We start from the raw sequence: 24,482 nt of genomic DNA on the forward strand, positions 1-24,482 counted from the left end.
AAATATTGAGCAGCTTTATTTGCCATCTACCATATCTAATAATTCTTCGCCAACAGCTCCAGCTTCGTTCCTGAAACTCTCCCAGACCGGCATTGCGGCTTCCTTCCAGACAGGAATATCTTCTTCTGGTACTTCGTATACTTCCATGCCTCTGTCCTTCAGCTCCTGTAACGTTCTCTCATCTTCCAGCTTTGTCTGATGACGAATCCATTCTTCTGTTTCGCTGGCAGTGTCCTCGATTAATTGTTGTGTTTTTTCCGGTAATCCATCCCAAAAATCTTTATTTACTCCAAGAATAAATTCAAAGTAAACATAATTATTCACTGTTAAATAATCGGTCACTTCATCATAATTACGCTGCACCATTGCAGTCGTTCCAGATGTTGCACCATCAACCGTTTTTCTTTGCAGCCCCATATAAACTTCTCCGCCTCCCATAAATACAGGAGATGCGCCATAAGCTTGAATAAATTCAGAAGGAAGTGCTCCCACGCTGCGAATCTTCAGACCTTTAAAATCCTCCGGTGATTCCAATGGGCGCTTATTATTCGCAAATTGGCCAAAGCCATAGTCAGCAAACATAAGCACCTTCACTCCAACATCCTCCATCTCTGAGCGAAGTATGTCCCCCAGTTCACCATTCAACGCTTCCCCAGCTTCTTCATATGTCTCAAATGCATAAGGAACATCAAATATCCCCATAGACGGTACAGTAGAAGCCCAAATCGTGGATGAATTCATTCCCATTTCTACACCGCCTGTTAAAAGTGACTGGTTCATATCCTTATCTGTCAACAGCTGTCCATTCGCAAAAACCTGCATATCTATCTGCCCATCTGATTTCTCTTCTATTTTCCTGACAAATTCTTCGACACCTTCTGAAATATGGTGACCTGCCGGTAAGTTATATGCTATTCGTATCGTTGCTGGTTCATACTCTGCCCCGCTCGCTTCTGTTTCTTTCGAAGCCTGATCGTTGTTGCTGCAGGCTGCTAAGAGGCTTCCCGCCATGAGCAGCAAAAAAGAAAGACGGAATAGTTTTTTCATTCACTCATCTCCTTTATTGTGCGCTCTCTATCTAATTGACGTATTCTTCCCAACGGTGTTTTAGTAGAAATATTTGCTGCAAAATCTGCAGCCTCAAACAGCTTATTTACATTAACTCCTGTTTCAACTCCCATTCGTTCAAACAGATACACCAGATCTTCTGTTGCTAAATTCCCTGCTGAGCCCGGAGCAAATGGGCACCCGCCAATACCGCTGACAGCTGTTTCGAAAATACGCACGCCTGCTAAATAAGCAGCATACGCATTCGCTATACCCAATCCTCTGGTATCATGAATATGAAAAGAAACCTTTGTGTCTCCGGCTGCATGTAATACTTTTTTGAATAAGCTGTCCACTTCATCCGGTGTTGCGATTCCAATTGTATCTGCAATTCCGATTCTGTCTGCTCCAGCCTGTACAGCTTTTTCCACTAATTCAAGAACTTTTTCTTCCTTAACCTTGCCTTCATAGGGGCATCCAAAGCTGACTGCAATGGAAAAGCAGATTTTCATCCCTTTTGCTTTTACTTCTTTGATCACATCATTGAATATTTTGAAATTTCCATCAATGGTCATCCCCAAATTTTTATCACTGAATGTTTCCGTAGCCGAAGCTGCCCAATTTAGTTCTAATCCCTGAAAAGCGCTTGCACGCATAAACCCTCTCTGATTTGGGATTAATGCGGCTGCCTGCAATTTTTTATTATGACTGAGCTGCTTTAATACATCCTCAGCATCTGCCATCTGCGGAACTCTTTTAGGATGAACAAAAGAAGTTACCTCAATTTTTTCTAATCCTGCTTCTGTTAATTTGTCAACAAGTTTTACTTTGTCTTCAGTTGCTATTAAATCTGGTTCAGTCTGTAATCCATCGCGGGGACTTACATCAATAATGGTCACTTGTGCCATCAGATAATTCCTCCCTCTTTTAACCTTTTAAAATCCTCATAGGAGAAGTCCAGAAACTCCTTATAGATTTCTTCGTTATGTTCACCTAATGCCGGTCCATTCGTTTCAATTTTTCCCGGTGTTTCGGAAAGCTTGGGAACGATTCCCGGTGTTTTTACTATCTTGCCATCTTCCAGCTCAATTTCCTGTATCATATCCCGTGCACTATAATGTGCATCATTAATAATATCCTTAATGCTGTAAATAGGACTGACCGGAACAGAGGCCTCGTCTAAGATTCGCTGTACTTCTTCAATCGGGTATTGCTTCGTCCAGGATTCAATGACGCTGTCAATATAATCAACATTATTTACTCTATCCTGATTCGTGGCATATTTTGAATCATTGGCCATATCTTCTTTTCCTATTGCTGTCATCAGCCGTTGGAAAATCCGGTCTCCATTTCCGCCAATAATGACATAAGAACCATCTGCACATAAGTATGAATTAGATGGTGCGACACCCGGCAGTGTACTTCCGGTTCTCTCACGGATCTCCCCTGTTAGATCAAACTCCGGAAGCATTCCTTCCAATAAACTAAATACAGATTCATAAAGGGCGACATCCACTTCCTGTCCTCTTTTTTCCTGATCGCGATCCCGTACCCGCAGCGCCATCAGTGTTCCAATCACTGCATATAAACCGGCTACCATGTCTCCAATAGCAATCCCGACACGAACTGGCGGCAGATCCGGATATCCCGTCAGGTATCTTAAACCTCCAACGGCCTCCGCAACACTGCCAAAACCGGCTTTTTCCCGGTAAGGACCTGTCTGCCCGTAACCGGATATTCTTGTTAATATCACCGATGGGTTTACTTTCTTTAAATCTTCATAACCCAATCCCCATCTTTCCAAAGTACCCGGCTTAAAATTTTCCAGAACAACATCTGCTTTTTTAGTCAGGTTTTTAATAATCTCCTGTCCTTCCGCCTCACGAAGGTTAACTGTGATTGATTTTTTATTACGTGACTGGACATGCCACCAGACGGAGGTATCTTTATACATCACTCTCCAATTTCTAAGGGGATCTCCATTTGTAGGCTCTTCTACTTTGATAACCTCTGCTCCAAATTCAGAGAAAAGTTTTCCTGCAAAAGGAGCTGCTACAATATTTCCTAATTCTAATACTCTTATTCCTTCAAGAGGCTTTTTCGTCTCCATCTTATCCCTCCGGCTCTTCTCTGTATAAATTCATAAAATGTGTGAAATCTCTTTCAATATGCTTTTTCATTAATTCTTTTGCGGCTTCCGCATTCTGTTCAGCAATAGCCTCCCATATTTGCTCATGGTCCACAAATGCCGTTTTCTTGTATTTCGGATCCTTATCTACAATAACCTCCCGATAAAAGCTGTTAACACCACGCAGTGTTCGAAGCATGGATATGAGAAAAGGATTCGCACTGGCTTCAATAATGATGTCATGAAAAGCTACAGTGACTCGTTTTTCATCTTGCTTTTCCTTATGAAGAACTGTATTCTCCACTTCCTTTTTCATTAACAGCAACTGTTCATCCGTCCGCCTCAAAGCAGCATAATAAGCAGCAAGGGACTCCATCTCTATCCGGCACTCATATAGATATTGATAATCTGTAAGTGAAGGCTCCACTACTGTCACGCCGCCTGTTTTTGATAAATTCAGAAATCCTTCTTTCTCCAGCATTCTTATCGATTCACGAATAGGGCTTCTGCTTACATTCAGCTCTTCTCCTATCTTTTCTTCAATCAATCTTTCTCCAGGTTTGAATTTTCCGATAATAATCTGCTCTCTTAAGTAATCATATACCTGACTCTTTAGTGTTTTTTTCACAATATTTACAATGACGATCACCTCTTGTATACAGTATACATTTGTATCGTTCATAGTATTACAACAAGGGCAAAAAGTCAAACTATTTTAAAGATAAGAATTTTAAAATCCAAAAGTCTTTTTTTACTATAATAAATAGCAAAAAGAGCCCCGATCTGAACGATACAGAGCTCTCCGTATATTTATTTTTTATTTAATTGATCAACTGCTAAAATAGCATTTGCAACGTCATCTGCTGTTATTTCCTTAGAAAGATTACTCATTGTTTCTGCTTCTTGTGTAGCTGCTTCTCCAACCTTTCGTAAATCCTCATAGGATACTTCATCTAAGTGCATTTCTTTTAATGTTGTTGGTAAGCCTAATGAACGGTAGAATTCAAGATATTTTTTGATTTCCTCCTCTGGATGCAGTTCAAGCACGAGCTGAGTCAAAGTGCCATATGCAACCTTTTCACCATGCGTCAAATGGTGAATATCCCCTTCGAGTACCGTAAAACCATTATGAATTGCATGCGCAGCAGCCAGCCCGCCACTTTCAAAACCAAGTCCTGACAACAGGGTATTTGCCTCCACCACTGCCTCTACGTGCCTGGTCACCAGCCCTTTCTCTACTGCTTTATAAGCTGGTTTCGCATATGCAAATAGAGTTTTCTCACATGCTTCTGCAATAGCACGGGCGGCAATACTTGTTTTTCCTCCAGCCATGGCTTCTCCATTACTTTTAATCGTTGCCCTCGCTTCTACCCAAGTAGCCATTGCATCAGCAATCCCTGAAGCAAATAATCGAGGCGGTGCACCAGCGATTACCTTTGTATCAACAAGCACTAATTCCGGATTTTTATTATAAAATTTATAGGATTCAAATACACCCTCATCATTATAGATAACAGATAAGGCACTTGTTGGTGCGTCAGTTGATGCTGTGGAAGGTACAATAACAACACTTACCTTCAGTTCATCAGCAACTGCTTTTCCGGTATCAAGTGTTTTTCCGCCACCGACACCAATTACAAAGTCCGCCTCTGCTTTCTTACCTTCCTCTGCTATACGGCTGATTTCATTTAAGGAAGCTTCTCCATTAAATGAGACAAAATGAAAATCGATATTTGCAGCTTTCAGACTGCTTTCAACGGTTTCTTTCGTAATTTCCCATACGACCTCGTCAGATATAATTAATGGTTTCTTTCCAACTGCTTCAACATATTTGCCAAGCTCTTTTAAAGCCCCTTTTCCCTGAACATATTTGCTCGGTGAAGTGTAAATAATATTTGGCATATAATCTCTCCATTCCTTAAATTTGTATTTATTATATTACACAGCTCATAACTTATTAAACATTCGTAAATTGCAGCTTGTATGTATTAAACCTAAAACCGGTTCTTCCGCTTCAGGCAAAAATAGCGGTTAAAAATAACATACATTACCACAAAAGTAAGGCTGTTAATCCAAATACATTCTCCTTCATAATATACCCCTTTTTAATGGTTTTACTGCAAATCTTTATATACTACTTACTCTAAACACCTTATACAAGGAAACCATTTAGCGCTATATCAAAAAATAAACATGCAAGGATTTTTGTTTCTATCCATTGCATGTTTATTTTTTATTTAGCAATATCACTCCGGTAAAAAAAGTTACCATTTAATTCTGTTTTATCCAGCTGCTGATACACTTTATCTGCTGCCTGTGACAATGTTTCTGCCCGGGCGCCGACCAGAAGTACTCTTCCCCCGTCAGATACGAGTGTTTCATCTGCTTTTTTTGTTCCTGCATGAATAATATAAGTGTCTTCTTTATCATCAAATTGCGGAATCACTCTCCCCTTGCTGTATGTACCAGGGTATCCTTTCGAAGCAAGCACGACACCGACACAAGCCTCTTCATGCCATTCTAAATGCGGATCCTTTTTCTCCAACACATCCTGTATCACCTGAACCAGATCATTTTTCAATAATGGAAGAACAACCTGTGTTTCCGGATCTCCAAAACGAGTATTGAACTCAATTACCTTTGGGCCATTCTTTGTAAGCATTAATCCTGCATAAAGAATTCCAGTGAAAGGTCTCCCCTCTTTCATCATACCTTCCGCTGTTTTCCCAAGAATTTGTTCTACAGAAAACTGATAGACTTCCTTCGTTAAATCCGGAATCGGTGCAAAAGCTCCCATGCCTCCAGTATTTGGACCCTCATCATTATCAAACGCCCGCTTATGATCTCTTGCTGCCATCATTGGATAGACTTTGTCCTCATGCACAAAAGCCATTAAAGAAAATTCAGCACCTTCCAGATATTCTTCAATAACCACTGTAGAGCCGGCCTGATCAAAAGCTTTATCAACAAGCATCTCATCAATTGCCTGATTTGCTTCTTCCTCCGTCATCGCCACGATAACACCTTTTCCGGCTGCTAAGCCGTCTGCTTTAATGACAATCGGAGCGCCAGTCTCGGCAATGCGTTTTTTAGCTGCCTCTGCATCCTGAAAAACACCATAGGACGCTGTAGGAATATCATATTTTTTCATAAAATCCTTAGCGTAGCTTTTGCTTCCCTCCAGCCAGGCTGCTTCCTTTGAAGGGGCAAAGATAGCAAGATTTTCTTTATGAAAGTGATCTGCGATGCCTGCATTTAATGGATTTTCCGGACCGACAATGGTTAAATCTACTGCTGCTTCTTTGGCAAAGGACACCAGCTCTTCTATGTTCATTTCATCAATCGGGACACACTCTGCATCTTCTTCCATCCCGGCATTTCCTGGAGCGGCATAAATTTTCTCCAGCTGTTGATTTTCCTTTAATTTTTTAACAATACTATGCTCCCTGCCACCGCGACCTACTACTAGTATTTTCATAGCTTATCCTCCATTTCCAGGATCTCAAACAAATTGATTTCTTTTTCTAACCCTATATTGATTAAAAAGCCCCTGCATAATAAAAAAAGAAATACAGGAGCTTCTATATAATTAATGTTTAAAATGACGGACAGATGTATTGACCATGGCAATACCATATTGATTACATACATCAATGGAGTCCTGGTCACGTTTGGAACCGCCCGGCTGAATAATTGCTGTGACACCAGCTTTAGCAGCTGCTTCTACAGTATCCGGCATTGGGAAAAATGCATCTGATGCAAGCACTGCTCCTTTTGCTTTATCTCCTGCCTGCTTGATTGCAATTTCCGCTGCACCAATCCGATTCATCTGACCGGCCCCTACACCAATAGTCTGTGCATCCTTGGCGAGTACAATAGCATTTGATTTCACATGCTTTACAGCTTTCCAGGCAAATAGTAAATCAGCAATCTCTGCTTCTGTCGGCTGTTTTTCCGTTACAACCTCTAATTCATCAGCAGTTATCTCTTTTACATCTAAATCCTGAATCAGAGCACCGCCATCAACCGTTGTCATACGTTTTTGATCGGCCTGCTGATTGGAAACATCTAATTCTAACAGGCGGATATTTTTCTTTTTCGTTAATAAAGCAAGAGCATCCTCATCAAAGGAAGGAGCAACGACAATTTCCAGGAAAATAGAAGAAAGCTGTTCTGCTGTTTTTATATCAACCGGACGATTGCAGGCTACAATACCGCCAAAAATAGAAACGGGATCTGCTTCATAGGTACGTCCAAAGGCTTCTGCCAAGGTTGCGCCAATACCGATACCGCATGGATTCATATGCTTCACAGCAACGGCAGCAGGCTCTTTATAATCGCGCAGAATTTCTAATGCTGCATTGGTATCTTGAATATTATTATAAGAAAGCTCCTTGCCATGCAATTGATTCGCAGTTGCCAGGGTTGCTGCGGTCTGAATAGGCGCTTTATAAAACGCTGCCCGTTGATGCGGATTTTCCCCATAGCGCAAGTTTTGTACCTTTTCATATGTCACTGTATATGTTTCCGGGAATACCTCTTCTGTCTGCGTTTGGAAATACGCAGCAATCATCGCATCATAATGTGCTGTATGACGGAATACCTTGGCTGCCAATTGCTGACGGAAAGCATAGGTGTCCTCTTCTTTTTCCAATGCTGTTAATACAGATGAATAATCAGAAGGGTCAGCGACAACAAGTACATCCGCAAAATTTTTTGCTGCCGAACGAAGCATGGAGGGTCCGCCGATATCAATGTTTTCAATAATTTCACCGTGGCTTACTCCCGGTTTTTGAACGGTTTCTTTAAACGGATAAAGGTTGACCGCAACAAGATCAATTGGAGCGATATGATGCTCTTCCATTTGCGTACGATGACTCTCATTATCACGTTTTCCTAAAAGTCCGCCATGAATCATCGGATGTAATGTCTTCACTCTGCCATCAAGCATTTCCGGGAAATTTGTCACTTCCTCTACTGGAATAGCCTGTACACCAGATTCTTTTAACAACCGGATGGTTCCGCCGGTTGATAGGATTTCAAACCCTTTTGCTTCTAATCCTTTCGCAAATGCTGCGACACCTGTTTTATCAGATACACTAATAAGCGCACGTTTTTTCATTATAATTCCTCCGTTACATTCTGCGTAAGTTGTTTTATCACATTTGGATATAAGCGATGCTCTACCGCCTGAATTCTTGTTTTCAGCTGTTCTTCCGTCTCATCCGGGATCATTTCTATTTGTTCCTGTGCAATGATTGGGCCTGTATCCATTCCTTCATCTACATAGTGAACCGTTACTCCAGTTTCCGAAACACCGGCCCGATAAGCTTGCCCAATTGCATCCTTTCCGGGAAAATCCGGCAAATTAGACGGATGAATATTGATAATTCGGCCTTCATAATGCGAAAGTAATGTTTCCCCGATAAGGCGCATATAACCTGCCAGAAAAATCCATTCGACTTCTAAAGCTTGCAGCTTCTCATAAATCACTTTTTCATATTCCTGCTTGGTGGGATAGCTTTTTGGATCCAGCACAAGCGTTGCGACTCCAAATTTCTCTGCTTTTGCTACAACAGCTGCTCCAGGTTTATCACAAACAAGCAGCACAATGGAATCTGCAATTTTTTCATCCTGCATCATGGCATCAAAATTACTTCCTGTCCCTGATGCAAACACACTGATCTGCTGATTCATGAAGAAATCTGCACCCCTTCACCCTGAATGACATGCCCAATTATTGCAGCTTCGATATCATTTTCCAATAATACATCACAAACTGCTTGCTCATCTTCTTTGGAGACAGCGACTACCATACCGATACCCATATTAAAAATGCGATACATTTCCCGGGTATCTATTTCGCCACGTTTTTGCAGGAATGGGAAAACTTCCGGAACATTCCATGCTCCTGTCTGCACAGCTGCCCCTAGTCCACTCGTGAGCATACGGGGGATATTTTCATCAAATCCGCCGCCGGTAATATGCGCAATCCCCTTAATATGTACTTTTTCTTTTATAGATTGAACCGCTTTTGCGTAAATCCTGGTGGGCTCCATCACAACCTCACCTAATGGCTTTGATAATCCTTCAGGTGTTTCTGCAAAGTCCAGCCCTTCAATCAGTTTACGGACAAGAGAATAACCATTGGAATGAATGCCGCTGGAAGCCAATCCAATCAGAGTATCTCCTTCTTTAATTGATTCCCCTGTAATAATTTCTTCTTTTTCAACAATACCGACCACAAAACCGGCCAAATCATATTCATTGGCGTCATACATCCCCGGCATCTCAGCTGTTTCCCCGCCGATCAATGCAGCATTTGCTTCCTGACAGCCTGCCGCAACACCGGATACGATCGCTTCAATTCGGGCAGGATCATTTTCTCCGCATGCAATATAATCTAAAAAGAAGAGCGGGTCTCCTCCCTGTGCAACAATATCATTGACGCACATCGCTACTAAGTCAATCCCTACTGTATCATGCTTATCCAGCTCAAAAGCAAGCTTTAATTTCGTGCCGACACCATCTGTTCCCGAAAGCAGAACAGGCTCTTTATAAGAAAAGGAGGATAAATCAAATGCGCCGGCAAAGGAACCTAAAGAGCCCAATACCTCTTTCCGATGTGTTTTTTTTATATGCTTTTTCATTCTTTCTACTGCTTCGTAGCCTTTTTCAACATCTACACCAGCTTTTTTATAAATATCTGACATAATTTTTGCCCTCCAGAGTGATTTTTGATCTTAGCAGTTTGGTGTATCCATTTCTTTCTTATCAGCTGGCTCAACAGGATACAAACCGGTCATACAGGCCATGCATACACCCTGATTGATGGTTTTATCCTTGACAATTGCATTTTCTAAACCCTCTTCAGACAAGTAAGCAATACTGTCTGCTCCAATAATTTCACCAATTTCCTCAACGGTGTTGTTTGCTCCGATCAGCTCTTCCTTCGTAGACATATCAATCCCGTAATAGCAGGGATTTGTTATCGCCGGAGAAGCAATTCGTACATGAACTTCCCTCGCACCTGCATCCTTCAGCATTTTTACAATCCGCCGGCTCGTTGTTCCGCGGACAATCGAATCATCAATCATAATGACACGTTTTCCTTCTACAATTCCACGGACTGGTGACAGCTTCATTTTTACTCCAAGCTCTCTCAGTTCTTGCGACGGCTGGATAAATGTTCTCCCTACATAACGATTTTTGATAATGCCCATTTCATACGGAAGCTTACTTTCTTCTGCATAACCGATGGCTGCTGAAATACTGGAATCCGGCACACCAATAACTAAATCTGCATCAACTGGTGCTTCCTTGGCTAATTCCTTCCCCATCTGTTTACGCGAGGCATGTACATTGACATAATTCACATCGCTGTCCGGACGGGAAAGATACACATACTCCATCGCACACATCTGTCTTTTACCACGAGGTGCGAACCGGAATGAAGTCATACCTTCTTCATTGATTTTAATCAACTCTCCCGGCAATACCTCCCGTTCAAAGGTGGCACCAATCTGGTCAAAAGCACAGGTTTCGGAAGCTACGACATAAGCTTCACCCAATCTGCCAATCGAAAGTGGTCTTATTCCGGCAGGATCCAGTGCGGCATATAAGGTATCATCCTCTAAAATCAAATAGGCATAGGCACCTTTGACACGGTTAAGCGCCTCAGAAATAGTGGCTTCGGTCACTTCTCCGCTCCGTTTGATCAAATGTGCCAGTACCTCAGTATCCGAGGTTGTTTGAAAAATACTTCCCTCTTTTTCAAGCTCTTCGCGTAATTTCGTTGCATTCATTAGGTTTCCATTATGTGCTAAAGCCATCCCGCCGGTCAGAGACTGAAAAACAAGCGGCTGCACATTTTCAATACCCTTCCCGCCCTGTGTTGCATAACGGACATGTCCTAAAGCAATTTCCCCATTAAAATCATCAAAATTCACATGCTTAAAAACATCATTAACAAGACCAAGCTGCCTATGACCTTTTAATTGCATATCTCTGCTGACAACAATCCCGGCGCCTTCCTGACCTCGATGCTGCATCGAATGCAGTCCGTAATAGGTTAACTCTGCTGCTTTTTTATGACCCCAAATACCGAACACACCACATTCTTCGTTTATGCCTTTGATTTCAGCAAGCATGGAATAGCTCCTTTCCAAAGTGCTTTTAGCTCTGCTGCTTCTTCCTGAAGAATCTTTTCATTATTCGCTGTTATATTTAGCTGCCTATCTGCTGTTACCTTACCAAGCTTTGCTGCCTCTGTGAATATTTCTTCCAAAGCACCCTGGTTTTCCGGCTTTACTGTAATAAGAAAACGTGATTGTGTTTCGCTGAACAGCTCCGCCGTGGCATCACCTGAAATTGTCACTTCTGCACCAAGTGCTTCATCAGAAAATAATGATTCTGCTAAGGCAACTCCTAATCCGCCCTCTGCAAGATCATGCGCAGATTGAACTTTACCCTGCTGAATCAAGGAAAGCAGTTTTTCCTGCCGTTCTGCCTCTATTTTCAAATCCAGGTGCGGCGCTTTTCCTTCATATTTTCCATCCTGAATAAATTGTAATTCACTGCCGCCAAATTCATTTCGTGTTTCACCAATAAGATAAATAATATCGCCAGGTTCCTGGAAAAAGCTTGGCGTAATATGTGCAGTTGATTCATGCAAACCAACCATGCCGACAACCGGCGTCGGATAAATCGACTTTCCTTTGGATTGATTATATAAGGAGACATTTCCACTGATAACCGGTGTTTGTAATGCTTCACATGCAGCGCTCATACCTTCTACACTTTTTTCCATTTGCCAGAAGATTTCCGGATTCGTCGGATTACCGAAATTCAACCCATCCGTAAGTCCTAAAGGCTTCGCTCCGGAGCAGATAATATTGCGGGCGGCTTCTGCGACGGCAATTTTTCCGCCTTCCTCTGGATCTAAATAAATATAACGGGAATTACAGTCTGTCGTAATTGCTAATGCCTTGTCTGTTCCTTTGATACGGACAACTGCTGCATCAGATCCCGGCGTAACAACTGTATTTGTCTGCACCATGGAATCATATTGATCATATACCCATTCTTTGCTGGCAATGGTTGGCTGCTGTAATAGTTGCTTTAACGTTTCTCCATGATTATCTACTGTTGGCGTCTTGACATCAATCTGCTGAAAAGCCTGGTAATAAGCAGCTTCCTTCGATGGCATGTGGTACACTGGTGCAGCATCCGCTAACGAATCCACTGGAATATCTGCTACAACCTCCTCATGATGCTTAATCCGGAACACTTTTTCCTCGATAACCTTACCAACCGGGACAGATTGTAAACCATATTTTTCAAAAATATCAATTATTTCCTGCTCACGCCCAGCCTTTACACAAAGCAGCATCCGTTCCTGTGATTCGGACAGCATCATTTCATAGGCAGTCATATTTTGCTCACGCTGCGGTACAAGATCTAAGTTCATTTCGAGCCCGGTACCTGCTTTACTTGCCATTTCACTTGCTGAAGAGGTTAAACCGGCAGCTCCCATATCCTGCATCCCTACAAGCGCATCAGAATGAATGACCTCCAGGCACGCTTCAATAATTAGCTTCTCCATAAACGGATCCCCAACTTGAACAGCCGGACGGTCCTTATTGGAATCCTCTGCTAAATCATCTGAGGCAAAAGTAGCTCCATGAATACCATCTCTTCCTGTCGGCGGCCCTGCATACAAAATTGTATTGCCAATACCGGCAGCGATTCCTTTTTGTACATCATCATGATTAATCAGACCTACACACATTGCATTGACAAGCGGATTATCTTCATAGCTGTCATCGAATTGTACTTCTCCGCCGACTGTCGGTACACCGACACAGTTTCCATAACCGGCAATACCGGCAACAACCTCAGAGAAAAGATACTTGGTACGGTTAGTGGTTAAAGGGCCAAAACGCAATGAGTTCATCAGCGCAATCGGACGGGCTCCCATGGAAAATACATCCCTGATTATTCCGCCGACACCTGTTGCTGCTCCCTGGTATGGCTCCACTGCAGATGGATGATTATGGCTCTCCACCTTGAAAACAACAGCCTGTCCATCTCCTATATCGATTACTCCGGCGCCTTCTCCCGGACCCTGCAGGACATTTGGACCTTCTGTCGGAAATTTTCTCAGGAGCGGTTTCGATGTTTTATAGCTGCAATGCTCTGACCACATAACTGAAAAGATGCCGGTCTCCGTGAAATTCGGAAGGCGGCCGAGGATCATTTTGATTTTTTCAAATTCCTCGTCACTTAAACCCATATCCTGATACAATCGGTCTTGTTCAATTTTCTCTGGATTAATATTATGCGTTAACTGCATTGCTGCTCCTCCAATTCGCGATCATAGATTGAAATATCCGTAAGCCGTCTTCGCTTCCTAATAATGCTTCCACTGCCCGTTCCGGATGCGGCATCATACCCAGTACATTACCGGCTTTATTACGGATACCGGCAATATCTGCCACAGAACCATTGGGATTATTTTTATAGGTGAATACGATTTGATTGTTGGCTTTTAGATCATTTAATGTTGCCTCATCACAGAAATAGTTGCCTTCTCCATGCGCAATTGGAAAACGGACTACTTCATTTTTATCGTATAATGCAGTAAAAACATTCTCATTATCCTCTACAATCAACTCTTCCTGATGACACATAAACGAAAGATTTTTATTACGCATCAATGCCCCTGGCAAAAGTCCCGCTTCTGTCAATATCTGAAATCCATTGCAAATACCTAATACCGGCTTTCCTTTTTCTGCGTGCTCACGAATTTTATTCATAATATCGGATGTTGAAGCCATGGAACCGGAGCGCAGGTAATCTCCATAAGAAAAACCGCCCGGGATAAGAATTCCGTCTGCATCATCCAGTAAATGTGTATCGGTATACCAGACAAGACTGGCTTCAGCGCCTGCAATTTCTCCTGCTGCATGATACATATCTCTGTCACAATTGGAGCCTGGAAAAACAATAACAGCAACCTTCATAATTAGATTGCCTCCTCTAACTCAATCCGGTAATCTTCAATAACCGGATTCGCCAATAATTGCTCACACATTTGTGTTACTCTTCTCTCTAAGTCAGGACCTTCCTCTACCTGAAGTTCGATATATTTTCCGACACGGACATCATCAACCTCTGGATAATCCAAGGAATGAAGAGAAGTTTGAATTGCTTTCCCCTGTGGATCTAAAACACCTTGTTTTAATGTAATATATACCTGCACCTTTTTCATAGCTGATCCTCCAAACGATTTAGTATTTCTTCATACACAGTAATTAAATCTCCTGTACCTTGACGAAAAACATCTTTATCTAATCTTTCATTCGTTTCCATATCCCATAACCTGCAAGTATCTGGTGAGACCTCGTCGGAAAGCAATATTTCACCTTCCTTATTTCTGCCAAATTCCAATTTAAAATCAACCAGTCTGACTCCGATAGCAGCAAATATTTCTGTTAATGCCAGGTTTACCTGTCTCGCCTTTTCCTTGATATTATCCAGTTCCTTCTCCGTAACATCCGTTAAATAAAGCGCATGTTCATCATTAATCAATGGGTCTCCTAAACTATCATCCTTGTAAAACAATTCTGCTAAAGCAGGTTCAAAAGGAGTTTTCTCTTCGATACCCAAACGCTTTGTAATACTTCCTGTCGCAATATTCCGAATTACCACTTCTAACGGAATAATATCTGTTTTCTGAACTATCTGGGTAGTTGCATCCAGCCGCTTAATAAAATGCGACGGAATCCCTTTGTTTTCTAGCGCCTTGAATAGGAGGGAAGAGATCTCATTATTGAGTCTCCCCTTCCCTGTAAACTGAGCTTTCTTCTCCCCGTTAAAAGCAGTTGCATCATTCTTATACGAGAGAATCAAGTGATTTTCATTCGTGTCCGATTGATAAACTTTTTTTGCCTTGCCTTCATATAAAAGCTCCAGTTCCATATTGGAATCCCCCTATGCCAATCCAATTTTTGTAAAGATCTGATCCACATTTTTTAAATGATAGGTATAGTCAAAGCAATCATCAATTTCTGCCTGGTTTAATTTACTTGTAATCCGGTCATCCTGTTCTACCAATTCTTTGAAGGAAGTTGCTGTTTCCCACGCTTCCATTGCCTTTGGCTGAACAATATCATAAGCTGCCTCCCGCGCCATTCCTTTGTCAATTAAAGATAACAGTACGCGCTGGGAGAAAATAACGCCGTGTGTGCGGTCAATATTGCGCTTCATGTTTTCTGGGAATACCGTTAAGTTCTCCACAATATTTCCAAAACGATGCAGCATATAATCCAGCGCAATCGTCGCATCCGGTAAAATAACACGCTCTGCAGAGGAATGCGAAATATCACGCTCATGCCATAAAGCTACATTCTCATAAGCTGTTACCATATAACCGCGGATAACACGCGCCATTCCCGTCATATTCTCCGAACCAATCGGGTTACGCTTATGCGGCATTGCAGAGGATCCTTTTTGTCCTTTTGCAAAACGTTCTTCTACTTCTCTAGTTTCTGTCTTTTGCAGTCCGCGGATCTCTGTTGCAAACTTTTCAATCGAGGTAGCGATCAAAGCCAATGTAGATAAATAAGCTGCATGGCGATCACGCTGTAACGTTTGTGTAGAAACTGGAGCCGGTGATGTACCAAGCTTCGCACAGACATATTGTTCTACATATGGATCGATATTGGCATAAGTTCCAACTGCTCCAGAAAGCTTTCCAAATTCCACATTCTTCGCAGCAAGTTCAAAACGCTCTAGATTACGCTTCATTTCCTCATACCACAAAGCCATTTTCAGACCGAATGTTGTCGGCTCTGCATGCACGCCATGTGTACGTCCCATCATAACGGTATGTTTATGTTCCTTTGCTTTGTTTTCTAAAATCCCGACAAATCGATGCAGACCTTCTCTTAAAATTTCATTAGCCTGCTTTAATAAATAAGAAAGAGCAGTATCAACCACATCTGTAGAAGTCAAACCATAGTGAACCCATTTTCTTTCTTCTCCAAGAGTTTCTGATACAGCACGGGTGAATGCTACCACATCATGACGGGTTTCCTGCTCAATTTCATAAATACGGTTGATATCAAAGGAAGCATTCTCACGCAGCTTTTTCACATCTTCTTTCGGAATAAATCCAAGCTCACTCCATGCTTCACAAGCCAGAATTTCCACCTCAAGCCAAGCTTTAAATTTATTTTCCTCTGTCCAGATATTGCCCATTTCTTCTCTAGTATAACGTTCGATCATTGTTGTGTTGCCTCCTCAAAATTATCCAATTGTTTCTGTAAAGCCTCTTTCGTTTCCGCTGTAAATGTAATATGTCCCATTTTACGTTTTTCTTTCGGTTCTTCCTTTCCATAAAGATGAAGAAAGCCAAAATCATGTGCAGCAGTAAACTGTATTGCTTTTGGAAGAGATTCTCCTAAAACATTAATCATCGCGGTTGGCTGATGCAAATTGACAGGAATGAGCGGCAGTCCGCAAATAGCCCGGATATGCTGCGAGAATTGAGAGACATTGCAGCCCTCAATTGTATAATGTCCTGAATTATGCGGTCTTGGTGCCATTTCATTCACGTAAATTGTATCCTCACCGACAAACATCTCAATAGCAAAAGTACCGACAATCTCCATTCTTTCAGCAATTTTCGCCGTCATGGCGTACGCCTTTTCTTCAAGCACAGCATCCATATCTGCTGGGACCATCGTTTTGTACAGAATATGGTCACGATGTTCATTCTCTGCAATTGGGAAAAAAGTGATATTCCCCTGCTGTGATCTTGTAAAAACAACCGAGATTTCTTTATCAAAAGGAATCCATCGCTCTATTATACAATAGCCGTGTGCTCTGAAAAATGCTAAAGCTTTATTTTTATCCTCTTCTGTTGCGAGCTTCAGCTGTCCTTTTCCATCATATCCTCCCCGGCAGGTTTTAATCACTGCCGGCAGCGGTATAATAGATAATGCTTCTTTACAGGCTTCCTCTGTTTTCACAATCCGGAAGGCAGGAACAGGGAGCTCTAATTCATCAATAAGCAGCTTTTCTTTTTCACGGTTCTGTGTAACCTCTAAAGCCAGTGCGCCCTGTGGCAGTTTTCCTGCATTCTGGATAAGCTCTGCAGCCTTTAAGTCCACATTTTCAAATTCGTATGTAATCACATCTGCTTTTTCAATTAATTCTTTTACAGCTGCCAAATCCGCATAGTCTGCAGTGATTTGCTCATCAGCTACCTGTGCTGTCGGGCAATTTGGCGCCGGGTCTAAAACAACGATGCGGTATCCCATATATCTCGCTGCAATTGCCATCATTCTTCCAAGCTGGCCGCCGCCAATAATTCCAATTGTCTGAGGAGGTAAAATAGTTTTAATAGGTTGCAAGCTGATCCCTCATTTCCTGAACAGCATCCTTCATTGCTGCGCGGTAATCATGCAGTGCCTTCTCTGCATTTTTATCAAATGTACTGATAATCTGTGTTGCTAAAATAGCAGCATTCTTTGCGCCAGCTTTCCCAATGGCAACTGTTGCGGTTGGTACACCGCCTGGCATTTGAACAATAGATAAGAGTGAATCGACTCCCTGGAGTGCTTTGCTTTCTACTGGAACTCCAATAACAGGCAGGGTCGTCTGTGACGCAACCATTCCGGGCAGATGAGCTGCTCCGCCAGCTCCGGCAATAATGACTTTTAGTCCTTTTTCCCTTGCTTCTTTAGCATAGGCAAACATATCATCTGGTGTCCGGTGAGCGGAAATGACTTCTTTTTCATAGCTGATATTTAATGTATCGAGCTCTTTACAGGTATACTGCATTGTTTCCCAATCTGAGATACTTCCCATAATGACACCAACTTGAGCCATCAAATCCCTCTTTCTGTTGTTTATTGTTTTTTTTACGGATTTTAAAAGGTCTTGGTTGAGTTAATGTTTGGTTTTTGGTCGAAACATTTAAAAATTGATTTGTATCTGTTTTTGCCAAAAAACATGGAACTTTTGAACATCCGCACCACAAACATTTTTTATCTCAAAGGTAATTCACAATTCACGAAAGTGTTAAAAAAATTAAAAAGTCCATTCATCTCCCTTAAGGGAAGATGAATAGACTTGGTTTAAAAGGGGTTCAAAATGTGATTAATCGGACTTTTGAACATCCTTTTTTTATAAGCATCATTCAACATCTGCTGTTCATTAAAAACAACAGCTCATCCTCCCTCATAGTCCGGTCATTTACGGTGCCGGGTAGAAACTTTTGAGCCATATTCTCAAGTATATATGAGGCATTTTCAATTGTTGGCTTTAGCATACCAAATAAAACAGAAAAAAGCAAGATAATGTCGAACATTTTAAGCTTTACATTTAATTAATGTTCGGTTTTTGATGATTGTTCTTTCTGTTGACTTTCGTTTTGTGTTTGTTCTTTTGTTTTATTCTCTTTTCGCATCAGCTTTCCTTTCCGGACTTGCTTCACCCAGAATCCGCCATGAATCCGTTTTGGCTCATAGGAAATAATAAATGCTTTCGGGTCTATTTCATGAATTACCTGATACAGGTTCAACTCATATTTTCTAGGTGTTAAAATCTGAACAGAAAGCCTGTCTCCATCCATTCCATAGGATGACCAGCTTGTTACACCATATCCCTTTTCGCGAAGACGCTGTGTAAATTTTAAATCAGGATTTGCAGAAACAACATTCACAGTGATATATCCAAGTGCAAGCTTTTCTTCAATTTTGGAACCAATAATTAAACCTGTTGCGAAACCAATAGCATAAGCAATCAGATTTTGAATCTGATCCAGGTTATCTAATACTAACCCCAGCCCTACAACATAAATAACAATCTCAAACATACTCACAAATGCAGCAATATACGTTCTGCCCTTTAATGTCAAAATCATACGAATCGTCATGAGTGATACGTATAAGACATTAACGATAAATATAATTGCCACCATCGTGAGCGCATTCTCTAACATATTGATTCCCCCTTTAACTTCATAAAATATCACTTCAAAAAGAAGAAAAGCACATCCAATAAGATATCATATCTTGTAAATAATTCCCTTTATTTCCTAAAATAAAACACATGATTCCTATATGGAGTAGCGTGACTTTAATTTATCACAATTCTAGTAAATGATGCTATAAAAAAATCTCAACTTTCGCACCTGAGAATAAGCATCTATAAAAGATTCTTCTTCATTCATATGATTTCCCATAAACAGCTAGACCATATTTACACTTTATTTAAAGAGTCTGATCCGGTATATTTTAGATACCGCAGCTCTTTATTAAAGCTTAATAAAAAAGGTGGGAAGACATGTTGAAAAATCTGAGATATCTAAAATCAGGAAATGAAAAACAAAGAAAAGCATTTAAAGCGATTGACCAGCTGAATATTATGGAGGATCTAAAAATATACTCTCCCATTTTATGCGGAACAATACCACTCCATGTAGATACATCATCCTCTGATTTAGATATTATTATGGAGGTTCATGATTTTAGCGGTTTCAGAGAGAAAATTAATTTTCTCTATAGGGCTTATCCTCAATTCAGGTTTAAACAGAAGATAATCAGAAATAAGCCCATAGTAAAAGCAAACTTCATTTATCATAATTTTGAATTTGAATTATTTGGACAAGCTCAGGCTGTAACACAGCAGTACGCTTATCTGCACATGGTTATTGAAAAATACCTTCTTGATAAGAATCCATCCTGGATAAGAGAAATTATTGCTTTAAAAGAACAGGGGTTTAAGACAGAGCAGGCATTTTGCCATATGCTTGGATTAACAGGGGACCCATACGAAGCTTTGATAGATTATGGACTAGGAAAACAAATAATTAAATTTTTTTGAAGCAGACTTCAAACGATGATGAATCATTTTATATATTTTAAATAAGCATAAAGAAGAAGGCAATTTCTCACCTTCTTCTTCACTATAATACAATTTATTTCACAGCAAACTCATGACACTTAACGTAACTATTAATCTAAAATCCTCTCAATCTCTTTCTCAATGTCTTCCTCCAGACAATTCCCAACTCGGTACAATAAAACAGTTCATCTGCCCCCCATAAATTATCACGGTCTATATACATTACTTCATTACAAGCTGCAATCGACCACTTTGGATTGGGGCGCTCTATCAGTTGTAAATCGCTTTCCGGCTGAATTTTCCCTTCCTCAAGCACCCGGAAATACCAGCCTGTTTTCAATCCATTTTCCATCTCTCTCTGCGATACTGTTCCAGGCTGAGAAACCTGGATGACAGCTTTCCCGAATTGATAAATATCACCAATAAATACGGAATACTCGTCCATTTCCAAAACAGAAAGGTTCTCCTTCTTTTCTCCTGCACGTTTTGTAAATAATTTATCTGTATCTGGTTCATTGTAATGCCTAATTGGAAAAGCAAAAATACATTTATCAAAGATAGCTATCTTTTTATCCGGATTTTCTTTTGCAAAACCAAGTCTCGATAAAAACATACTATTTTTTATTTCATTCTGTTTATTATTAAAAATTCTATGTACAAATGGTTCTTCCATGATATCACCTTATTTCTAAAAAATACTGAAATATGTTATATTAATTTCATTCTACAAACTATCGTGACATTTGAAAAGCCTAAAGGAGGATTAACATGACAATACAAAAAGCAACATTTGCCGGAGGCTGCTTCTGGTGTATGGTGAAACCATTTGATCAATGGGACGGAGTACATCAGGTTATATCAGGCTATACAGGCGGACATTTAGATAATCCTGCTTATGAACTAGTCAAGCAAGGGAATACAGGACACTATGAAGCGGTGGAGATTACCTATGATGATTCTCTTATCGATTACCAGACGATTCTCGACCTATACTGGCCACAAATCGATCCGACCGATCCAGATGGACAATTTCAGGATAGAGGCGAGCAATACAGAACCGCCATCTTTTATCATAACGAAAAACAGAAAGAGCTTGCTGAAAAGACAAAGCAGGCACTTGCTGACAGCGGAAGATTCGCTAAACCGATTGTGACGGAAATTAAAGCAGCATCTGTTTTCTACCCTGCTGAAGATTATCATCAGGACTTTTATAAGAAGAGCAAAGCTGAATACGAAGAAGACCGTGCTAAATCAGGACGGGATGAATTTATCGCAGAAAACTGGCAGGCATAATCTTATCTGCTAAAAATCATTTGGAGGTATTCCATTGCAAAAACAACTGATTGTCACAGAAGAAATAACCATCCATGCAGATCCAGAAAAAGTTTGGAATGTTTTAACACTGCCTAAATATGTAGCACAATGGGATGAACTGCCAGAGGGCTATCCACAAGAGAGAATGACTGCAGGCAGTAAGGTAGTTTGGGATTTACCAAATGGAGAGCAATCTATTACCACTATAATGAAAGCTGAAAAAGAAAAAAAGCTGATTATTGATTTACATGGAACAGGATGGAAAAACAAACCTGAGCAAGGAAAAGTCGCCTACCATTATTTATTAGAAAATATGGGAAACCGTACAAAGCTATTTATTGAAATCGGTGACTTCTCTCTTTTGGATCAGGGAGAAGATTATTACGAAGCGTCCGTTGACTTTGCAAAAGAGTCTTCCAAAGTAATTAAATCATTAGCTGAAAATGAAGCAGATTAATACAGATTAAAATTTTTACAGAGACCTGATAGTTGATATTTATGCTGAAGGTCTCTCTTTTTATACGATAATGGTCTGAAATCACTGAAGCTTAGAAAGTGGGGAAAAGATGAAAATCAGAGCATATACACCTGCTGACGAAAAAAGGTGGCTTCATTGCCGGGTACTCGCCTTTTTGGAAACAGCTTATTTTGATAATGTTCTTCAGGAAAAAGAGACATATGAGCATTCTTCCATTGAACTTGTTGCTGAAATAGATGGAAGAATTGCCGGGTTGATTGATATTGAATATGAAGCTGAAGAAGGAACAGTCTGCTCTCAGGGCATCGATCCAGGGGGAATGATCTGGCATGTTGCAGTGCATCCTGATTTTTCCCGGCAAGGAATTGGCCAAGCCTTGTTGAATGAGGCGGAGAAGATTGCAAGGACGCTAAAACTGAATTACCTTGAAGCGTGGACACGCGATGATAAGTGGGTTCAGAATTGGTATGAAAAAATGGGCTTTACGATGGTTGATTCTTATTATCATATTTATTTAGAAGGAGATGAAATCACAAGTCATTTACAGTCTGCAACAGAACGGCTTTTTCCTGTATCTGCTTTTTCACACTATACCGGGAAAGATCTTGAACAGTTTAGTGATATTCAACGGAAGCATCAATGTGTCTGCTATGTTAAAGCATTAAATGAAATCGGCAATATCAAAAAGAACTAACAGAAAAATATTTACACTGCCATACCTCAGCAGCAGATTCTACTTTGCTGAGGTAAGCAAGTGTTTTCTCACCCCATACGGATAAACTCAAAAAGAAATCTGAACAGCGTTATAGTTTATTCCACTTCCTGTAAAGCGCAGCAATAATCTAAATTCCCTTACAAGCTTGAATAAATCCCTGATAAATAGCCAGTGATGCGTCCTCTGAAAGATTAATCAATCCTTCCGGGTGCCACTGCACACCTAAAACAAAGCGATGTATTTTACTTTCGAAGGCTTCCATAACACCATCACCTGCTACAGCCGAAATCATAAAATCTTTCCCCAGAGTGCGGTTTGCCTGATGATGATAGCTGTTTACTCTGATTTCTCCTGCCTGCACTAATCTCCCTAATAAAGATGACGGAGCTATTGTCACACCATGCGAACGGTGATGAAAGGCTGCTTTTTGGGTATGTTGAATTAACTGCTTCGGATATTGCGAATCTAAATCCTGATACATGGTTCCTCCCGTAACAACATTTAAAATTTGGCATCCTCTGCAAACTCCCAATACCGGCTTATCTTTTTCTAAAAAATATGGGATAATTTCCTTTTCTAACCGGTCTCTTTCCGAAATAATTGTGCCGAGACCGGGGTTCGGCTCCTCCTGAAATAGAGAAGGATCGATATCATAGCCGCCCGGCAGATAAAGTCCATCCATTTTATCGAGTAATACAGTTATTTCCTGATAATCACTATAATACGGCAGGATGACTGGAATGCCCCCGGCTTGTTCAATGGCTCTTATATTCCGCAGGTTCATTTTATACTCCATTCCATCTGCTTCCTTCGATGCTGTCACTCCAATAATCGGCTTCATTTTATTGTCCCCCTTATCATTTTATGGCTATTGCAGCAGTGATAACGGTATTATAAATTGTTCTATAGCTCTACTTTTGGTGTATTTTATACACTGGCACTGGATGTTGTGACTATTCGTTACCACAGATGTTAAAAGAAAATTAACTCTTTTTCAAATAGTAATGCTCAGGAAAAAAAACAGCCTGACACCGTTTAAATAACAGCGCCAGACTGTAGCATATTTTTCACTTGTCTAATTAACCGGAAATAATCCTTTATTGAAAAAAGATCATCTTTTTCTTAATAATTGCTATGCAAATTATTCCTCAACGATTTCATAGCCTTGTGCCTGAAGCATCTGAACAGATTGTTGAAGACTTACACCACCGCTTAAGTCTCCCTCAAATTCAGATCCTGTCAATTGGCTTACTTCGTTCACATCAGCTTCATCGTAATTTACCGTTAATGTTTCCACTACTTTATCATCCAGATATTCAAAGTTATGAGTAACTCCTTCTATCCCTTCAAAATCTGCAGCATAGCCTGCCATTGCCTCTTCAGCTTCTTCCGGTGTAGATACACCTAAGGTTGAATAAGGCATTTCATTATTAGCTGTCTGTTCATAGACCATATCGCCATCTGCTTTATAAGTAAGTTTTACAATAACGCCAGCTTGTTCTAACTGAAGTGTTACCGCATTTTCTCCATTTGGATCAAAATCGAAATCTTGAGATTCTGCGGCTGCATCATTTTCTGAATCTGTACTTGCTTCCGCATCTGTACTTTCTTCTGAGTCTGTATCAGATTCTTCATCAGCAGCTGCACCTTCCTCAGCTTCCGCGTTTTCTTCTGAATCCTCATTGTTATCTGATGTTTCTTCTGATTTTTCCTCAGTGCTCTCATTATCTTTAGTATCCTTATCGTCGTCTGAATTATCAGAACCACAAGCAACCAAAGCAACACTAAGAAGTAGTGCCATACATAGCATTAGCCATTTTTTCATTTCTGTTCTTCCTCTCTCCTCTGAAGTTAACAATAGCATTGTTCATACTATTTCATAA

The 24,482-nt window shown here is 40.7% G+C and carries 25 protein-coding genes and 1 riboswitch; of the genes, 4 read left to right on the forward strand and 21 right to left on the reverse strand.

Features of this window, described 5'->3' with window-relative positions; translation table 11 throughout:
- Positions 1 to 15 precede the first annotated feature (15 nt).
- The 18 genes from BN1068_RS15955 to BN1068_RS16040 form a co-directional block, all read right to left on the reverse strand.
- Complete coding sequence (locus BN1068_RS15955) at positions 16 to 1,047, reverse strand: TRAP transporter substrate-binding protein (RefSeq protein WP_077603811.1); 1,032 nt, start codon at positions 1,045 to 1,047, stop codon at positions 16 to 18.
- Positions 1,044 to 1,955, reverse strand: a complete 912-nt coding sequence (locus tag BN1068_RS15960) for a hydroxymethylglutaryl-CoA lyase (protein ID WP_077603812.1) — start codon at positions 1,953 to 1,955, stop codon at positions 1,044 to 1,046. The genes BN1068_RS15955 and BN1068_RS15960 overlap by 4 nt, the downstream gene beginning before the upstream one ends.
- Positions 1,955 to 3,157, reverse strand: a complete 1,203-nt coding sequence (locus tag BN1068_RS15965; RefSeq protein WP_077603813.1) for a CaiB/BaiF CoA transferase family protein — start codon at positions 3,155 to 3,157, stop codon at positions 1,955 to 1,957. Before BN1068_RS15965 ends, BN1068_RS15960 begins: the two co-directional genes overlap by 1 nt.
- 1 nt (position 3,158) lies before the next feature.
- Positions 3,159 to 3,857 (reverse strand): GntR family transcriptional regulator, encoded by a 699-nt coding sequence (locus tag BN1068_RS15970; RefSeq protein ID WP_254846792.1) that lies wholly within the window; start codon positions 3,855 to 3,857, stop codon positions 3,159 to 3,161.
- Positions 3,858 to 3,985: 128 nt separating this feature from the next.
- Positions 3,986 to 5,077, reverse strand: coding sequence for a glycerol dehydrogenase (locus BN1068_RS15975; protein WP_077603814.1), 1,092 nt, complete (start codon positions 5,075 to 5,077; stop codon positions 3,986 to 3,988).
- Between the two features lie 331 nt (positions 5,078 to 5,408).
- Complete coding sequence (purD, locus tag BN1068_RS15980) at positions 5,409 to 6,653, reverse strand: phosphoribosylamine--glycine ligase (RefSeq protein ID WP_077603815.1); 1,245 nt, start codon at positions 6,651 to 6,653, stop codon at positions 5,409 to 5,411.
- Between the two features lie 111 nt (positions 6,654 to 6,764).
- Entirely contained in the window at positions 6,765 to 8,297 is a 1,533-nt protein-coding gene (purH, locus tag BN1068_RS15985; RefSeq protein ID WP_077603816.1) for a bifunctional phosphoribosylaminoimidazolecarboxamide formyltransferase/IMP cyclohydrolase, read from the reverse strand.
- The gene (gene purN / locus BN1068_RS15990) at positions 8,297 to 8,872 is read right to left on the reverse strand and encodes a phosphoribosylglycinamide formyltransferase (RefSeq protein ID WP_077603817.1); all 576 of its coding nucleotides are present in this window, start codon (positions 8,870 to 8,872) and stop codon (positions 8,297 to 8,299) included. The genes purH and purN overlap by 1 nt, the downstream gene beginning before the upstream one ends.
- Positions 8,869 to 9,888 carry a phosphoribosylformylglycinamidine cyclo-ligase gene (gene purM, locus BN1068_RS15995; RefSeq protein ID WP_077603818.1) on the reverse strand — a complete coding sequence of 340 codons (1,020 nt, stop codon included), beginning with the start codon at positions 9,886 to 9,888 and terminating at the stop codon, positions 8,869 to 8,871. The genes purN and purM overlap by 4 nt, the downstream gene beginning before the upstream one ends.
- A 30-nt stretch (positions 9,889 to 9,918) precedes the next feature.
- A complete protein-coding gene (gene purF / locus BN1068_RS16000) occupies positions 9,919 to 11,325 on the reverse strand; it encodes an amidophosphoribosyltransferase (RefSeq protein WP_077603819.1) in 1,407 nt (468 codons plus the stop codon).
- Positions 11,301 to 13,529, reverse strand: a complete 2,229-nt coding sequence (gene purL / locus BN1068_RS16005; protein WP_077603820.1) for a phosphoribosylformylglycinamidine synthase subunit PurL — start codon at positions 13,527 to 13,529, stop codon at positions 11,301 to 11,303. Before purL ends, purF begins: the two co-directional genes overlap by 25 nt.
- Positions 13,513 to 14,199 (reverse strand): phosphoribosylformylglycinamidine synthase subunit PurQ, encoded by a 687-nt coding sequence (gene purQ / locus BN1068_RS16010; RefSeq protein ID WP_077603821.1) that lies wholly within the window; start codon positions 14,197 to 14,199, stop codon positions 13,513 to 13,515. The genes purL and purQ overlap by 17 nt, the downstream gene beginning before the upstream one ends.
- 2 nt (positions 14,200 to 14,201) lie before the next feature.
- A complete protein-coding gene (purS, locus tag BN1068_RS16015; RefSeq protein WP_077603822.1) occupies positions 14,202 to 14,447 on the reverse strand; it encodes a phosphoribosylformylglycinamidine synthase subunit PurS in 246 nt (81 codons plus the stop codon).
- Positions 14,444 to 15,157 carry a phosphoribosylaminoimidazolesuccinocarboxamide synthase gene (gene purC / locus BN1068_RS16020; protein WP_077603823.1) on the reverse strand — a complete coding sequence of 238 codons (714 nt, stop codon included), beginning with the start codon at positions 15,155 to 15,157 and terminating at the stop codon, positions 14,444 to 14,446. The genes purS and purC overlap by 4 nt, the downstream gene beginning before the upstream one ends.
- A 12-nt stretch (positions 15,158 to 15,169) precedes the next feature.
- Positions 15,170 to 16,465, reverse strand: a complete 1,296-nt coding sequence (gene purB, locus BN1068_RS16025; protein WP_077603824.1) for an adenylosuccinate lyase — start codon at positions 16,463 to 16,465, stop codon at positions 15,170 to 15,172.
- A complete protein-coding gene (purK, locus tag BN1068_RS16030; protein WP_077603825.1) occupies positions 16,462 to 17,595 on the reverse strand; it encodes a 5-(carboxyamino)imidazole ribonucleotide synthase in 1,134 nt (377 codons plus the stop codon). The genes purB and purK overlap by 4 nt, the downstream gene beginning before the upstream one ends.
- Complete coding sequence (gene purE, locus BN1068_RS16035; RefSeq protein ID WP_077603826.1) at positions 17,582 to 18,073, reverse strand: 5-(carboxyamino)imidazole ribonucleotide mutase; 492 nt, start codon at positions 18,071 to 18,073, stop codon at positions 17,582 to 17,584. The genes purK and purE overlap by 14 nt, the downstream gene beginning before the upstream one ends.
- A 334-nt stretch (positions 18,074 to 18,407) precedes the next feature.
- Positions 18,408 to 18,508: riboswitch (purine riboswitch) on the reverse strand.
- 64 nt (positions 18,509 to 18,572) lie between these two features.
- Positions 18,573 to 19,187, reverse strand: a complete 615-nt coding sequence (locus BN1068_RS16040) for a DUF2179 domain-containing protein (RefSeq protein ID WP_077603827.1) — start codon at positions 19,185 to 19,187, stop codon at positions 18,573 to 18,575.
- A 344-nt stretch (positions 19,188 to 19,531) separates the two neighbouring features.
- On the opposite strand from BN1068_RS16040, the gene BN1068_RS16045 reads away from it, so the two are divergent.
- Positions 19,532 to 20,071 (forward strand): DUF4269 domain-containing protein, encoded by a 540-nt coding sequence (locus BN1068_RS16045; protein WP_077603828.1) that lies wholly within the window; start codon positions 19,532 to 19,534, stop codon positions 20,069 to 20,071.
- A 136-nt stretch (positions 20,072 to 20,207) separates the two neighbouring features.
- Here the strand turns inward: BN1068_RS16045 and BN1068_RS16050 are convergent, their stop codons facing one another.
- A complete protein-coding gene (locus BN1068_RS16050; RefSeq protein WP_077603829.1) occupies positions 20,208 to 20,765 on the reverse strand; it encodes an MOSC domain-containing protein in 558 nt (185 codons plus the stop codon).
- A 95-nt stretch (positions 20,766 to 20,860) separates the two neighbouring features.
- Here BN1068_RS16050 and msrA point away from each other — a divergent pair, with 95 nt between their 5' ends.
- The 3 genes from msrA to BN1068_RS16065 all read left to right on the forward strand — a co-directional run bounded on the left by msrA (position 20,861) and on the right by BN1068_RS16065 (position 22,578).
- Positions 20,861 to 21,385 carry a peptide-methionine (S)-S-oxide reductase MsrA gene (msrA, locus tag BN1068_RS16055; protein WP_077603830.1) on the forward strand — a complete coding sequence of 175 codons (525 nt, stop codon included), beginning with the start codon at positions 20,861 to 20,863 and terminating at the stop codon, positions 21,383 to 21,385.
- 34 nt (positions 21,386 to 21,419) lie between these two features.
- Entirely contained in the window at positions 21,420 to 21,863 is a 444-nt protein-coding gene (locus BN1068_RS16060; RefSeq protein ID WP_077603831.1) for an SRPBCC domain-containing protein, read from the forward strand.
- Between the two features lie 109 nt (positions 21,864 to 21,972).
- Positions 21,973 to 22,578 (forward strand): GNAT family N-acetyltransferase, encoded by a 606-nt coding sequence (locus BN1068_RS16065; protein ID WP_077603832.1) that lies wholly within the window; start codon positions 21,973 to 21,975, stop codon positions 22,576 to 22,578.
- Positions 22,579 to 22,726: 148 nt separating this feature from the next.
- On the opposite strand, the gene BN1068_RS16070 is transcribed toward BN1068_RS16065, so the two are convergent.
- Both BN1068_RS16070 and BN1068_RS16075 read right to left on the reverse strand, forming a co-directional pair.
- Positions 22,727 to 23,440, reverse strand: coding sequence for a gamma-glutamyl-gamma-aminobutyrate hydrolase family protein (locus BN1068_RS16070; RefSeq protein ID WP_077603833.1), 714 nt, complete (start codon positions 23,438 to 23,440; stop codon positions 22,727 to 22,729).
- A gap of 300 nt (positions 23,441 to 23,740) precedes the next feature.
- Positions 23,741 to 24,424, reverse strand: a complete 684-nt coding sequence (locus tag BN1068_RS16075) for a YehR family lipoprotein (RefSeq protein ID WP_175637171.1) — start codon at positions 24,422 to 24,424, stop codon at positions 23,741 to 23,743.
- Positions 24,425 to 24,482 lie beyond the last annotated feature (58 nt).

It is taken from the genome of Oceanobacillus sojae (assembly GCF_900162665.1).
GTDB lineage: Bacteria > Bacillota > Bacilli > Bacillales > Amphibacillaceae > Oceanobacillus > Oceanobacillus sojae_A.